The following is a 13,675-nucleotide window of genomic DNA, read 5'->3' on the forward strand; positions in this document are numbered from 1 at the left end:
GGCCCGCCGGACCACCCCCTTTTCCCGCCGGTCCGCAGTGCCCCAGATCTCGAAGACGGATGTCAGGAATGCTGGTCGAAATCACCGCCGAAGGCTTCGGTGTCGATCTTGATATCGCTTACGCGACCACCAACAACTTCACCGGGGCCCCGGTCTACCGCCGCCATGCAGCTTTCCTGCTGCCGGAAGCGGCTGATAATCTGCGCAAAGCCTGCGGCATGGCCCGGGCCCTGGGCCTGCACTTTAAGATCTTTGACGCCTACCGCCCGTCAGAAGCCCAGTGGCTGCTTTGGGATCATACCCCCGACCCGGAATTCCTCGCGGATCCTCACCGTGGTTCGCCGCATTCGATGGGGGCAGCGGTGGATCTGACGCTGGTTGACAGCGCCACCGGTCAGGAGCTGGACATGGGCACCGCCTTTGATGCCTTCACCCCGCTGTCACACCACGCCGTCACCGAGGGTATTTCTGCCGACGCCCAGCGGAACCGCCTGCTGCTGCTGGGCATCATGACCGCCGCCGGATTTGATTTTTATTCCTCAGAATGGTGGCACTATCAGCTGTTCAATGCCCGCGCCCGCTATCCGGTGCTGACCGATGCGGCCTCCGGGGCACGGATGATGGAGCCCTGATGCGCATTCTGGCCTTCGATACCGCCGGAAACGGCTGTTCCGCCTGCGTCTGGCAGGACGGAACCATCCTCGCGCAGGCCCGGCTGGGGATGGAGCGCGGACAGGCTGAGGCACTGGTGCCGCTGCTCTCCGGCCTTCTGGAACAGGCCGGGCTGGACTGGCCCCAGCTTGACCGTCTGGCTGTCACCGTCGGCCCCGGCTCGTTCACCGGAGTCCGGGTCGGGCTGGCCACCGCCCGGGCACTGGCGCTGGCAACCGGCCTGCCGGTGACCGGCGTGACCACGCTGGACCTGTTCGCCACAGCCGCGCAGACCATGATGACAGACCCGCAGGGTGTGCTGCTGGCCCTGATTGATGCCCGGCGGGATGATCTGTACTGTCAGGCCTTCGATGCCGCCACCCTTGCGCCGCTGACCGGGCCCGACAGCCTGCGCCCGGACGACATCGCCCCGCTGCTGGCCCGCCTTGGGCAGCCTGCCGTTGCCTGCGGCGACGCCCGCCCGCTGGTGGAAACCCTGCTGACAGACGGCACACTGGGTCTGTGGCTGGGAGAAACACTGGCTGACCCGGTGATTCTGGCAGACATTGCCAGCCAACGCCCTGTTGAGAGCACGGTCCCGGCACCGCTGTATATCCGGCCGCCCGATGCAGCCCTGCCAGTCAATGGCGGGCAACTCCGCCCGTGACCGCCCCGATGCCCGCACCGGTGCCCGACCTGATTGCCGCGACCCCGCTGCATGCCGACGTGCTGGCCGCCGTGCATGAAACCGCATTTGCCTACCCGTGGTCTGCGGATGACTTTGCTACCCTTCTGGCTGACCCGTCTGTCTTCGGGCTTATCGCCGCCGACGGCGGCAGCCCGTGCGGGATGGTGCTGTTCCGCACCGTTCTTGATGAGGCAGAGGTCCTGACCATCGGCATTCCGCCGGAGCGGCGTCGGCAGGGGCTGGCCGCCCGCCTGATGGCCGACGCCATGACCGTTGCGGCCACCCGGGGAGCAGAGAAGGTTTTTCTGGAAGTTGCCGACAGTAATGCGGCAGCACAGGCACTGTATCTGCGCCTTGGCTTTGCTGTCGCCGGACGGCGTAAGCAGTACTACCGCACCCCGGACGGACCCCCGGAGGATGCAGTGGTCATGGTCAGGCCTTTGCCCTGACCGGCCCCGCACCGGAAGGGCATCAGCCGCCCTTGCGGATCAGCATCCGCATCACCCCGTCTCCGGCAGCCGGTGTCAGCGAAAGAACCGTGTGCCCTTCCTCCCGCACCGATGCGGGAACATTGCGCAGGGGCTCCGCCCCCCGCAGGTCTACAGCCAGTGTTTGTCCGGAGGACATTTTTTCCAGCATCAACTTTGTCTTAACAAAGGTAAAGGGGCAGATCTCTGCGGTGATATCGAGAAAATAATCCGGTGAAATTTCCACAGAAATCGTCCTAATCTATTTTACCGTTGCTAAGCATGGTGTGGCATCATATATAGCGTGCAAACGTGCATCAATATCCGTAAACGCTTCCATACCCAAAATAAGGACCGCCTGAATGAGCGACCAGTACATCGACAAGGATCTTCTTGCGCTGACCGCCGATATCGTTGCCGCTCATGTCAGCAACAACAGCGTTGCGATGTCTGATCTGCCGCAGCTGATTTCTGATGTGCACCGCGCCCTCACCAATCTGGGCTCCGCCCCGGTGCAGGTCGAGCGGCCGCAGCCTGCCGTTCCGGTGAAGAAGTCGGTGACCCCCGAATACATCATCTGCCTTGAAGACGGTAAGAAGCTGAAGATGCTGAAGCGGCACCTGAAGACCGCTTACAACATGACCCCGGAAGAATACCGTGAACGTTGGGGCCTGCCGGCCGATTACCCGATGGTCGCCCCCAACTATGCCATCCACCGTTCGGATCTGGCCAAGAAGATCGGCCTTGGCACCAAGGCCCGCCGCCGGACCCGCTGATCCGGTCACCGGCCTGCTGTTAACCCCCGCCGACCACCCGGTCCGGCGGGGGTTTCTTTATGGTGTGGCAAATATCTGTTCGAGAACCGCACGAAGACTGTCTGCCGTCACCGGACCGGTCAGGCGGTAAACACCGGCATCCCTGCGGTCGATCTCACCCGCATCGGGCAGTAAGATCAGCGGCACCCGGGCCGTTTCACTGCCTGCGCGCAGCACGGCGATTGCCCCCGGCCCTGCCTCAGACAGATCCCCGGCAGTCCCGCCCCCCAGAATGATCACGTCCGGCAGCTCCGCATGGGCTGCAAACAGTCCCTCGGTCATGGATGGAATACTGGCCAGACTGACACCGGGCAAACCTGCCGTCGCTGTCTGCAGGGCGGAAACGACCTCCAGCCGGGGATCAATCACCAGCAGGCGCCGGTGCGCCGGGGCCTGCTGGTGATCCGCACTGTCACCGACGGTCAACGCTGCCGGTGCTGTCAGCGATGATACCGGGGCCAGCGGCAGATCAACCCAGAAGGTCGCCCCCTGCCCTTCCGCGCTTTCAAAACCGATCCGTCCGCCCATCATCTGCACAAGATCACGGGTCACTTTCAGCCCGATCCCGGTCCCCTCAATCCCGGAGGCTTCAGCCCCAAGCCGGTTGAAAGGCTGGAACAAGGCCCCCTGACGGTCCAGCGGAATCCCACGACCGGTATCGGAGACCCGGATCCGGACCCAGTCATCCTGTTCCGCCGTATTCAGGCCAGAGGACTGATACTGCCCGGCACTGATCAGAACCTGCCCCTCCGGGACATTGTATTTGATGGCATTGCTGAGCAGATTTAACAGCACCTGCTTCAGCCGGACATAATCAGCCTGAACTTTCGGGGCGCGGATCAGCGACGGGGCCACATCAAGGCGAATCCCCTGCGGCATCGCCAGCGGTTGGGCAATCGCCAGACAGTCCTGTACCAGAGAGGCAACCGTCAGCGCCTCCGGGGTCAGGCTCAGGGTGCCGGACTCAATACGGGCCAGATCCAGCACCTCGTTGATCAGGGTCAGCAGGTGATTGCCGCTCCGGCGGATGTGGTCAACATGCTCCATCTGTTTCGGGGTCAGCGGATCCCGGCGACTGACCGCCAACAGCTGCGCAAAGCCCAGAACGGCATTCAGCGGGGTCCGCAGCTCATGACTCATCGCCGACAGAAATTCAGATTTGGCACGGCTGGCTGCCTCTGCCTCGTCCTTGGCCGATTGCAAGGCGGCCTGCAGGGCCACGGTATCGGTGATATCGGTATGCAGGCCGATCCGCCCGCCGTCAGGGGTCCGGTATTCCACCACCCGCACCCATTTTCCGGTCGCCGTATACATCTCAAAGGGGGCACCGTCGGCCCGGCGGTGGCACTCCAGCCGGTCGCGCACCAGCATCGACAGGCTGCGCCCGGGCGGTGCCCGGTACAGCCCACGTTCGAGACTGATCCGGACAATATCCTCAAACCGGATCCCATAGGTCAGGACATCGGCTGTATCCGGGTACATCTGCCGATAACGGACGTTACACAAAATCAGCCGGTCCTGCCCGTCAAACAGGGTAAACCCTTCGGAAATACCGCTGAGGGCCGCCATCAGCTTGGCTTCCGTCGCCTCCAGACGTTCCCGGGTCCGCTCCTGCATGCTGATATCGGTAGCAGTACCACGATACCCCAGAAACTGACCACTGCCGCTGAACACAGGCTTACCGCTCAGGCTGATCACCCGCCCGCCGCCTTCAGGATCGGTAAAGCGGAACAGAAGATCCCGGAATGAGTCATGCCCTGACAGCAGGGTATCAAACTCATTACAGGCATCATTGGCGGAATACGGCTGCAAAGCCCGCAGCGAGCCGACCTGCATCAGAGCATCACGCAGCCATGTCTGCGGCCCGATCACCTGTGTCAGGGTAAACGTGTCGTCCACCTCCCACAGCCAGTCGGAAGACGACTCCGCATAATCGCGGAACCGCTGGCGGCTGAGATCCAGCTCTTCCCGCGCCCGGACCGACGCGGTGATATCGCGCAGCAGCAGCGTATGGCGGTACCCGGTGATGGCTGGCAGCTCGCCGCGCTTGACCAGCAAAACGGTCTCGGTGGTCCCCTGCGGCAGACGCACCACATGCCCGAACTCATCTTCAGCCACCGTGGAGTCCTGCAACACGGTCCGGGGCAGAAGATCCGGCAGTGCCCGCCCGATCAGGGTATCCGGCGGGCAGCCCAGCAGCAGACTGGCGCTGGCATTGGCATCCATGATCCGCAGATCGTCACCGAACGTCAGCAGCCCTTCCCCCACCGCATCCAGCAGGTCACGGATCTGTCCTGCCGCCTGTGCCCGCAGCGGATCAGGCCGGGCCTCCGGCTGCTGGTCCGGCCCGGTGGTGGCAGGTGCCCCGATGGCGCGGTAACTGGCATCCACCAGTCTGAGAAGGGTCTGGAGGTCAGGGGTGCCGTCCGGCGTCCCGGCGGACGCCTCAGCAATCTGACTGGCGAGCAATGGATGCATCCGCCATCCTGTTACAAATACTGCGTATGACCTGCCACCCCGCACCCCACAGTGACGGAAGGGAAAGGGCCGGACAGACTGGCTGAACTCAGCAGCCTGCATTCAGCCTGCCATGAGGCCACGGGCGGGGGAAGCGGAATATCCGGCCGCCCCCGCGCGGCATCACCCTGCCAGCAGGGCGCGGAAACCATCCGCATCCGGCAACCCGGACTGCGGACCCAATGCGGTGACGGTCGGGGCACTGTTCAGCATCAGGGCCGCCGCTTCCAGCACTTTGGCAGCATCGACCGCCTCGACCTGTGCCACCAGCTCTTCCGTCGACAGAATCCGCCCGTAGGACAGGATATGACGGGCCAGCTGCTCACAGCGGTTTGACGGGCTTTCCAGCCCCATCAGCAGACCGGCCTTGATCTGGGCCCGGGCCCGCGCCAGTTCCGCCGGGCTGATGCCATCCAGCACCCGCCGCAGTTCGGTACACAGAACCGGCACCAGTTCCGCCGCCTCATCCTCGCCGGTCCCGGCGTAAACACCAAACAGGCCGCCATCGGTGTACGAGCTGGTGTAGGTATAGACCGAATAGGCCAGACCCCGCTTTTCGCGGATTTCCTGAAACAGCCGTGACGACATGCCACCGCCCAGAAGGGTCGACAGCACGGCAGAGGCATAGAACAGCGGGTGTTCATACGACACGCCGTCAAAGCCGACCAGCAGGTGCAGCTGCTCAAGATCCTTCTCGACCCGCAAGTCACCACCGGTATAGCGGGCAACTTCCGGCTGGACCGGGGCGGTCTGCGGCAGGGCGGTAAACTGGTTTTCGACCAGACGCACAAAGGTGTCATGATCAATGTTCCCGGCAGCCGCTAGCACCATCGACCGGGTCGAATAGGTATCACGCATAAACCGGCTCAGGGTATCGCGGGTAATGCCGCGCACCCGCTCCGGGGTGCCCAGAACGGCACGGCCCATCGCCTGATCCGGATAGGCGGTGGCCTGAAAATGATCGTAGACGATGTCGTCCGGGGTATCTTCGGCCTGATTGATTTCCTGCACCACCACCGACTGTTCCCGCGCCAGCTCTTCGGCGTCAAACACCGAATGCTGGAGGATGTCGGCGATCAGGTCCACCGCCAGCGCCGAGTCCTCTTTCAGGACCTTTGCGTAATAGGCGGTGTTCTCCCGCGAGGTGTAGGCATTGAGATGGCCGCCGACATTCTCGATTTCCTCGGCGATGGCGGCGGCGCTGCGGCGCTGGGTCCCCTTGAAGGCCATGTGTTCGAGCAGGTGAGAGATCCCGTTGATCTCCACCGGCTCATGGCGGGTCCCCACATCCACCCAGGCCCCCAGCGACACGGTCTCAACCGTTGTCATACGGTCGGTCATGACCCGCAGGCCATTAGGAAGGGTGGTGACGGTAATGCTCATCGTGACTCCACTTGCTCGGCGACGAACCGTTCAATCGCCGCCACATCATTGGGGATGACCGTCATCCGTTCCGGACGGTCAAACAGATCGGACAGACGCGCCGGAAGCTGCGGATAGACACCGGAGGCCTCCTGCACCGCCTGCGGGAACTTGGCCGGGTGGGCCGTGGCCAGACAGACCACCGGGGTGCCGGGCTCGACGCCGGTCAGGCGACGTCCGGCCTCGACACCGATGGCGCTGTGCGGGTCCAGCAGCTCACCCGTGCCGGCATAAATCTCACGGATCACCGCCTGCGTCTCGGCATCCGACAGCCGCAGACCGGAGAACCGGGACCGGGCGGCAGACAGGGCGGTTTCTTCCAGAGCATAGCTGCCGGACTGACGGAACTGCAGCATCATCCGTTCCACCGCAGCCCCATCCCGGCCGCACAGGTCAAACAGCAGACGCTCGAAGTTCGACGAGACCTGAATATCCATCGACGGACTGATGGTCGGCACCACACCGGCCATGGTCATCGCCCCGGTTTCAAAGAACCGGGTCAGGATATCATTGCTGTTGGACCCGATCGCGAAACGCGCCACCGGCAGCCCCATCTTCTCAGCAACAAACCCGGCGAAGACATTGCCGAAGTTGCCGGTCGGCACCGAGAAGGCCACCGGACGCTCCGGCGCCCCCAGACGCAGACCGGCCCAGAAATAATAGACCACCTGCGCCATGATACGGGCCCAGTTGATCGAGTTGACCGCCGACAGATTGTGGCGGTCACGGAAGGCGGTGTGATTAAACATCGCCTTCACCGCATCCTGACAGTCGTCAAAGGTGCCATCCAGCGCCAGACACCGGACATTGGCCGACGGTACGGTGGTCATCTGCCGCCGCTGTACGTCGGACACCCGGCCATTGGGGAACAGGATGAAGATATCAATCGCCTCGCGGTCACGGCAGGCTTCAATTGCCGCCGAACCGGTATCGCCGGAGGTGGCACCGACAATCGTCACCTTCTCCCCGCGCTTTTTCAGCACATGGTCAAAGGCCTGCCCAAGAAACTGCAGGGCATAATCCTTGAACGCCAGCGTCGGGCCGGAAAACAGCTCCATCAGCCACAGATTGGTGTCCAGCTGCTTCAGCGGAGCAATGGCGGTATGACTGAACGGTGCATAGGCGCGGGCGACCAGACCGGCCAGCTCATCGCGGCTCAGGCAGTCAGACACAAAGGGGGCCATAACCTCCACCGCCAGATCGGTGTAAGACAGGCCACGCAGGCGTTTCATCTCGGTCACAGAGAAGGTCGGCCAGCTTTCCGGAACATACAGGCCGCCATCACGGGCCAGCCCGCTGAGCAGAACATCATCGAATCCCAGAACCGGGGCCTTTCCCCGTGTGCTGACGTACTTCACCGCACCACACTCCGTCGCCATCATCGAAAAGGCGCACAGACTATAGCCAGTCCGCCCCTTCGGCAACGCGGAAGCGCCGGAAAATCCGCCGGACCGCGTTTAACGAAAGAATAAAGGTCTGCGGGCTATGGTCCGCATCCCCCTATTTTGCCCCACGCCGCCCTTGCCCCGTGTGAAAACGGCCACCATTTACCCGGAGTCCGGGTGCTTTGGCCCAGGTGCTTTGTGACAGTCATCACAGAATACCCCCGGAAAGGCGCTATCCTGTTTTAAGGCATTCTGTCTGATCTGTGGGAGACCCCATCAGGCCGCATGAACGCCGGAGTCCCAGCCCATGAACGCCATCCCGATGCCCCAGACGCTGCCGACACCCCGCCCCCGGTCCCACCACCGGATGTCTGCCCATAAGGCAGCCGCAGCCGTGCGCGCGACTCTGCGCGGGGAGGCGGTGGTAACCCTGCAGAAGCTGGTACCGGCTCTGGGGGTTCTGCCACGGGATCAGGTTTATGAGCGGATTCTGGATAACCCCGAGCTGCTTGACGGCTGCTTTCAGGTTTTCCGGTCCAACCCGGAAGCGTTCAGCCCCCTGCTGGTCCGGTCGGATAAAAGCCCGATCATCACCGAAGCCGACCCCCTGCGCTGTGGCCGCAGCCTGTCGCAGGTGATTGCCATGGTGGTGCGCTCCTGCGCCCGCCGCTACTTCCGCCGGGCCCTGAAGGAACCGGCGGTGCGCCGCCCGCCGCCCGCAAAACCGACTCTGCTGGAGTGGCTGGGTCTGGTCAAACAGGCACCGAAGAAAAAGCCCCTGACCAAAGCCGACCGCCTGTACCGGGCCATCAGCGATCATCTGCTGTACGAATGGCAGGCCCGGCTGATCCCATATTACGCACCGCTGCCGGAACAACTGGTCCGGGCCCTCGGGCCGCGTATTCTGGCGATCCGGGAACCGGCGGAACTGATCGAGATTGCCCAGTCCGGCCGGATTCCGGCGACACTGGCCCCAGCGCCGGAGCCGACCCTGCCACAGCCGCTGGTCACCGGCACCGGATCAGCCACGCACGGCCCGGCGGGTGCCGCAGCATCCCCGCACGGCACCGCCGCCCGGGGCGCTGCCCGCCCGGTGGCGTCGCGGATGCTGGAAGAAGAACTCTGGGCTGCCTGCGAAAAAGGCAGTCTGGGCCGCCACATGAATCAGCCGGACAAAGCCCAGCTGCGGCGCATGGTCGCTGTCGCCGCCGGGGCCAACGTCTCGGTATTTTCCACCCTGCGGACCGACCTCAACCTGACTCCGCTGCAAACGGTCGCCCTGCTGTGCGCGGTTGTCTCGGCCATCACCCCCGGTAAATACCTGCGCCTGTTCGGTGTTCCGGGTGAGAAACTGGCGCTCGACATTCTGGTGATGGTGGTCCGGCGGGAGCAGTTCGGACTGATGAGCTCGCCGGAGGAAATCGGACGGCAGGCGCAGGAGGTCGGCGTTTCTGTCCTGCGTGCCCTGCGCAACAGCACGCTGGACCTGTAATCCCTTCCCCCAAGCAGACAAAAGCTGGGCAAACAAAAGCCGGGCAGAGAAAATCTGCCCGGCTCTGTTATCTCTCTACGGATGGACAATCAGATCAGAACATCGAGATAGGTGCCCCGTGGGGCGCTCCGGTCAAGCTGACGGCCATCAATCATCACAAACTGGCGGTCTCGGTGTTCCCGCGGACGGCGGACAGCGGCATCCTCGGACAAAGTGGCCGGAACAGCCGACCGCTGCCGTGCCCGCGGGTCACCCGCCCCGGTGCTGACCGGACGAAATCCGGCTGAGTCGAGTCTTTTGCCACCAATCCCGGAAGGTCCGCTCATCGTCCTGTTACGCCTGTCCCTGTCGCAGGCCCCGGGGAGGAGGCCTTAAACTGAAAGATCGACCTGGGTCGCTTTGCCGGGGCCGGGCGCTGCCTGCATCTGCTGCGTGCTGTCTGTCAGCATCTGCACCATCTGCTGCTGCGCCTGCGCCTGCTGCGCCACCATGCCAATTTCCGCTGCCTGCCGCGTCAGGGCCACCTGCGCTGCCGAAAGGGATGAAGCCAGTGCCACCGAATCCATCGGATCCTCCTGTTTTCTGAAGGCGCCCGGCGGATCTGTCGCAGATCACGGGCCGGAGCAGCCCTTCTGGGCCATATCCCGAAGATAAGCCGTCACAGCAGCAACCGCAACCGCAGCGGCAACATCCGGGCAGCCCCAAACCAGAAAACAGTAAAACCAGCGCCATCCCCCCTCAAGAGTCCCTGTCCGGGCCCCCTCACTGGGAAATGTTTGCCTAGTGTGCCAGCCGATGCTTTAAGATTTGCTAAGGCCGCAACTGTCTCTGCGGTTTTTCCGCCGTCTGTGCCCGCCCCAGAGTCGCCATGCCCATGCCTGCCCTGACCACCCGCCTGCTTCCGTCCGGCCATGCCATCGGTATCGGCGGCCTGACCCTTGTCGGGCTGGCACTGGCGTTTGCCGCTCACGGTCCGCTCGCCCTGCTTCCTGCCGGAGTCGGTCTTCTGCCCACGGCCCTCTATCTGCGGACACTGTGGCGCATGGCCCGCAACCGGCCCCTGACCCTGCGCGTTGACTGTGACAGCGACAGCCTGACCGTCAGCCTGTGGAGTGGATCCCGCCAACAGCGGAGCGTCCGTTATTCTCTGTCGACCCTGACAGACTGCGGCCTGACCCCGGTTGACAGCGGCTTTTCCAGCCTGTGGCACCCCTATGTCGGCACCGGGACGCCCCCGCAACGGCACCCGCTGCCAACAGGCTGCCTGCAGGATCTGCGCCGCCTGCCCGCCGATCAGTACACTGCCCTGCTGGGTGAGGTGATCACGCTGTTGGAGCAACATCGCCCGCAGGCCCTGCAACGCCTGCGGCAGTCCGGCGCAGCCTACGGATAAAGCAGCCCTTGTGGCCGACCATACAAAAACGCCCGGACCATAGAGTCCGGGCGCATCTGTCAACCGTCAGCGGCGAGGCCTGTGTCTCAGGCTGCCGTCCCATGGCAGTGCTTATATTTCTTACCGGACCCACAGGGGCACGACTCATTCCGCGACACCCGGCCCCAGGTCGACGGATCTGCCGGATCCCGGGCAGCGGCCCCGCCTACCGGAGCCCCGAAGGCCGACTGCGGTTCCGCATGCTGTTCCTGCATCGGGACACCGTCATGCGGGCGCAGGTCGTCTTCTGACGGTTCAGTCCGCAACTCAATCATCGCCAGCGTCTGCGTCACCTTTTCACGCAGATGGTCCAGCATCTTCTGGAACATCTCGAAGGCTTCGCTCTTATACTCGTTCAGCGGGTCACGCTGGGCATAGGCCCGCAGCGAAATCCCCTGACGCAGATGATCAAGCTGCAGCAGATGATCTTTCCAGGTCGCATCCAGAATCTGCAGCAGCAGGCTCTTTTCCACCATCCGCCAGATATCGGCCCCGTAGTTGGCAACCTTGGCTGCCATCTTCTGGTCGATCGCCGTCATCACGCGGTGTTCGATCTCTTCCTCGCCGATGCCTTCTTCCCGCGCCCATTCCTTGACCGGCAGATCAAGATTGAACAGACGCAGGCATTCTTCGTGCAGGGTGGCGATGTTCCACTGCTCCGGCATCGCCTTTTCAGGAATGCAACGGGTCACCAGATCCCGGACCACTTCCTCGCGCATTTCCTTAACGTCCTGCGCGACGTCCTCAACCCGCATCAGTTCGCGGCGCTGTTCATAAATGACCTTGCGCTGGTCATTCATCACGTCGTCAAACTTCAGCAGGTTCTTACGGATATCAAAGTTCCGTGCCTCAACCTTCTGCTGGGCCTTTTCCAGCGCTTTGTTGATCCACGGGTGGATGATGGCTTCGCCTTCCTTCAGGCCCAGCTTCTGGAGCATGCCATCCATCCGCTCCGACCCGAAGATGCGCATCAGGTCATCTTCCAGCGACAGGAAAAAGCGGGATGCCCCCGGGTCGCCCTGACGGCCGGAACGGCCACGCAGCTGGTTGTCGATACGGCGGCTTTCGTGACGCTCCGTACCGATCACGAACAGACCGCCTGCCGCCAGCGCCTGCTCTTTCTTGGCAGCGATATCGGCTTTGATCTCTTCGGTCCGGCGGGCGCGCTCTGCCTCGTCGGTAACGTCGTGCAGCTCAACCGCCACCCGCATTTCAAGGTTGCCGCCCAGCTGGATATCGGTGCCGCGGCCAGCCATGTTGGTGGCGATGGTCACCGCCCCCGGCACCCCGGCCTGCGAGACGATATAGGCTTCCTGCTCATGATAACGGGCGTTCAGAACACGGGGTTCGATCTTCTTATCCTTACGGAGCAGATCGGCCAGATATTCCGACTTTTCGATCGAGGTGGTGCCAACCAGACAGGGCTGACCGCGCTTGTAGCATTCCTCAACCAGATCAGCGATGGCGGCATACTTCTCGCGGGCGGTGCGGTAGACCTCATCGTCCTGATCATCACGGGCAAAGACCCGGTTGGTGGGCATCTCCACCACTTCAAGGCTGTAGATCTCGGCAAATTCACCGGCTTCGGTCATTGCCGTACCGGTCATGCCCGCCAGCTTCGGATACAGGCGGAAATAGTTCTGGAAGGTGATCGAGGCCAGCGTCTGGTTCTCGTTCTGGATCGCCACCCGCTCCTTGGCTTCCAGCGCCTGATGCAGGCCTTCGGAATAGCGGCGGCCTTCCATCATGCGGCCGGTGAACTCATCGATGATGATCACCTTGCCGTCCTTCACGATGTAATCGACATCGCGGGTGAACAGCACATGGGCCCGCAGCGCCTGCTGGGCATGGTGGACCAGCGAGACGTTGGCGATGTCATACAGGCCACCGTCCAGCAGAAGCCCCGCATCGCGGAACTGCTGCTCCATGAATTCCGTCCCGTCTTCGGTGAAGGTGACGGCCTTGGCCTTTTCATCCTTCTCGTAGTGGGCGGGCTCGACATTGCGGATCAGGATATCGACGGCAAGATACAGATCAGTGGAGGATTCAGACGGACCGGAAATGATCAGCGGGGTCCGGGCTTCATCGACCAGAATCGAGTCAACTTCGTCAACGATGGCGTAATTGAAAGGCCGCTGGACCATTTCTTCCAGACGGAACTTCATATTGTCGCGCAGATAATCGAAGCCGAGTTCGTTGTTGGTGCCGTAGGTGATGTCACAGGCATAGGCCTGCTGACGCTGCATATCGCTGAGGTCGTGGGTGATACAGCCGACGGTCAGGCCGAGGAAACGGTACAGACGCCCCATCCAGTCGCAGTCGCGGCTGGCGAGATAGTCATTGACCGTCACCACGTGCACACCCTTGCCGGTCAGGGCGTTGAGGTAGGTCGGCAGGGTCGCCACCAGGGTCTTACCTTCCCCGGTCTTCATTTCAGCAATCCGGCCCTGATGCAGCACGATGCCGCCCAGCATCTGGACATCAAAATGACGCATCCCCATGACCCGGCGGGAGGCCTCGCGCACGGTGGCGAAGGCTTCGACCAGCAGATCATCAAGGGTTTCACCCTTTTCCAACCGTTCGCGGAACAGCACCGTGCGGTGGCGCAGATCCTCATCCGACAGCGCCTGCAGGCTCGGCTCCAGCGCGTTGATGTCATCCACGATCTTGCGGATGGACTTGACGAAACGGTCGTTCGCGGTTCCAAAGAGCCGCCGGGCAATGGCGCCGAACATGCATACCTCTTGCTGTCGTCTTCCGGCGTGGCTCCGTTTCCGGGCTGTCGGGCAGGCTGGGCGGGCCGCCG

Annotated in this window: 13 protein-coding genes; 6 read left to right on the top strand and 7 right to left on the bottom strand. The window is 63.0% G+C overall.

Translation table 11 applies throughout. From position 1 onward, the window contains the following. Window positions 1-68: 68 nt before the first annotated feature. Genes ddpX through rimI form a run of 3 tightly spaced genes read left to right on the top strand, consistent with a single transcriptional unit; the run spans window position 69 to window position 1,788 of the window. Entirely contained in the window at window positions 69-632 is a 564-nt protein-coding gene (gene ddpX / locus G365_RS0111810; protein ID WP_019645739.1) for a D-alanyl-D-alanine dipeptidase, read from the top strand. Beyond that, the gene (gene tsaB, locus G365_RS0111815) at window positions 632-1,318 is read left to right on the top strand and encodes a tRNA (adenosine(37)-N6)-threonylcarbamoyltransferase complex dimerization subunit type 1 TsaB (protein WP_019645740.1); all 687 of its coding nucleotides are present in this window, start codon (window positions 632-634) and stop codon (window positions 1,316-1,318) included. The genes ddpX and tsaB overlap by 1 nt, the downstream gene beginning before the upstream one ends. Continuing rightward, window positions 1,315-1,788 carry a ribosomal protein S18-alanine N-acetyltransferase gene (rimI, locus tag G365_RS0111820; protein ID WP_019645741.1) on the top strand — a complete coding sequence of 158 codons (474 nt, stop codon included), beginning with the start codon at window positions 1,315-1,317 and terminating at the stop codon, window positions 1,786-1,788. Before tsaB ends, rimI begins: the two co-directional genes overlap by 4 nt. Window positions 1,789-1,810: 22 nt before the next feature. Here rimI and G365_RS0111825 read toward each other — a convergent pair whose 3' ends face one another. Further along, complete coding sequence (locus G365_RS0111825) at window positions 1,811-2,053, bottom strand: sulfurtransferase TusA family protein (RefSeq protein WP_019645742.1); 243 nt, start codon at window positions 2,051-2,053, stop codon at window positions 1,811-1,813. Window positions 2,054-2,168: 115 nt separating this feature from the next. Here G365_RS0111825 and G365_RS0111830 point away from each other — a divergent pair, with 115 nt between their 5' ends. Next, on the top strand, window positions 2,169-2,582 hold the full coding sequence (locus G365_RS0111830) for a MucR family transcriptional regulator (RefSeq protein ID WP_019645743.1): 414 nt from the start codon (window positions 2,169-2,171) through the stop codon (window positions 2,580-2,582). Window positions 2,583-2,639: 57 nt separating this feature from the next. Here G365_RS0111830 and G365_RS22980 read toward each other — a convergent pair whose 3' ends face one another. The 3 genes from G365_RS22980 to thrC all read right to left on the bottom strand — a co-directional run bounded on the left by G365_RS22980 (window position 2,640) and on the right by thrC (window position 7,918). After that, window positions 2,640-5,099 carry a hybrid sensor histidine kinase/response regulator gene (locus G365_RS22980; protein WP_019645744.1) on the bottom strand — a complete coding sequence of 820 codons (2,460 nt, stop codon included), beginning with the start codon at window positions 5,097-5,099 and terminating at the stop codon, window positions 2,640-2,642. Between the two features lie 162 nt (window positions 5,100-5,261). After that, complete coding sequence (locus G365_RS0111840) at window positions 5,262-6,521, bottom strand: M16 family metallopeptidase (RefSeq protein WP_019645745.1); 1,260 nt, start codon at window positions 6,519-6,521, stop codon at window positions 5,262-5,264. Then, entirely contained in the window at window positions 6,518-7,918 is a 1,401-nt protein-coding gene (thrC, locus tag G365_RS0111845; protein WP_026345307.1) for a threonine synthase, read from the bottom strand. The genes G365_RS0111840 and thrC overlap by 4 nt, the downstream gene beginning before the upstream one ends. A 334-nt stretch (window positions 7,919-8,252) precedes the next feature. Between thrC and G365_RS22985 the strand changes: the two genes are divergently transcribed. Then, complete coding sequence (locus tag G365_RS22985) at window positions 8,253-9,437, top strand: hypothetical protein (protein ID WP_019645747.1); 1,185 nt, start codon at window positions 8,253-8,255, stop codon at window positions 9,435-9,437. An 89-nt stretch (window positions 9,438-9,526) separates the two neighbouring features. Here G365_RS22985 and G365_RS0111855 read toward each other — a convergent pair whose 3' ends face one another. Together G365_RS0111855 and G365_RS0111860 are read right to left on the bottom strand one after the other, a co-directional pair. Beyond that, complete coding sequence (locus tag G365_RS0111855; RefSeq protein WP_019645748.1) at window positions 9,527-9,763, bottom strand: hypothetical protein; 237 nt, start codon at window positions 9,761-9,763, stop codon at window positions 9,527-9,529. A gap of 45 nt (window positions 9,764-9,808) precedes the next feature. Continuing rightward, window positions 9,809-10,003, bottom strand: a complete 195-nt coding sequence (locus G365_RS0111860; RefSeq protein ID WP_019645749.1) for a hypothetical protein — start codon at window positions 10,001-10,003, stop codon at window positions 9,809-9,811. A 302-nt stretch (window positions 10,004-10,305) separates the two neighbouring features. On the opposite strand from G365_RS0111860, the gene G365_RS0111865 reads away from it, so the two are divergent. Then, on the top strand, window positions 10,306-10,830 hold the full coding sequence (locus G365_RS0111865; RefSeq protein ID WP_155976240.1) for a hypothetical protein: 525 nt from the start codon (window positions 10,306-10,308) through the stop codon (window positions 10,828-10,830). A gap of 86 nt (window positions 10,831-10,916) precedes the next feature. Here the strand turns inward: G365_RS0111865 and secA are convergent, their stop codons facing one another. Beyond that, window positions 10,917-13,604 (bottom strand): preprotein translocase subunit SecA, encoded by a 2,688-nt coding sequence (gene secA, locus G365_RS0111870; protein ID WP_019645751.1) that lies wholly within the window; start codon window positions 13,602-13,604, stop codon window positions 10,917-10,919. Between the last annotated feature and the right edge of the window lie 71 nt (window positions 13,605-13,675).

The sequence above is a fragment of the Novispirillum itersonii subsp. itersonii ATCC 12639 genome (assembly GCF_000381985.1).
Lineage (GTDB): Bacteria > Pseudomonadota > Alphaproteobacteria > Rhodospirillales > Rhodospirillaceae > Novispirillum > Novispirillum itersonii.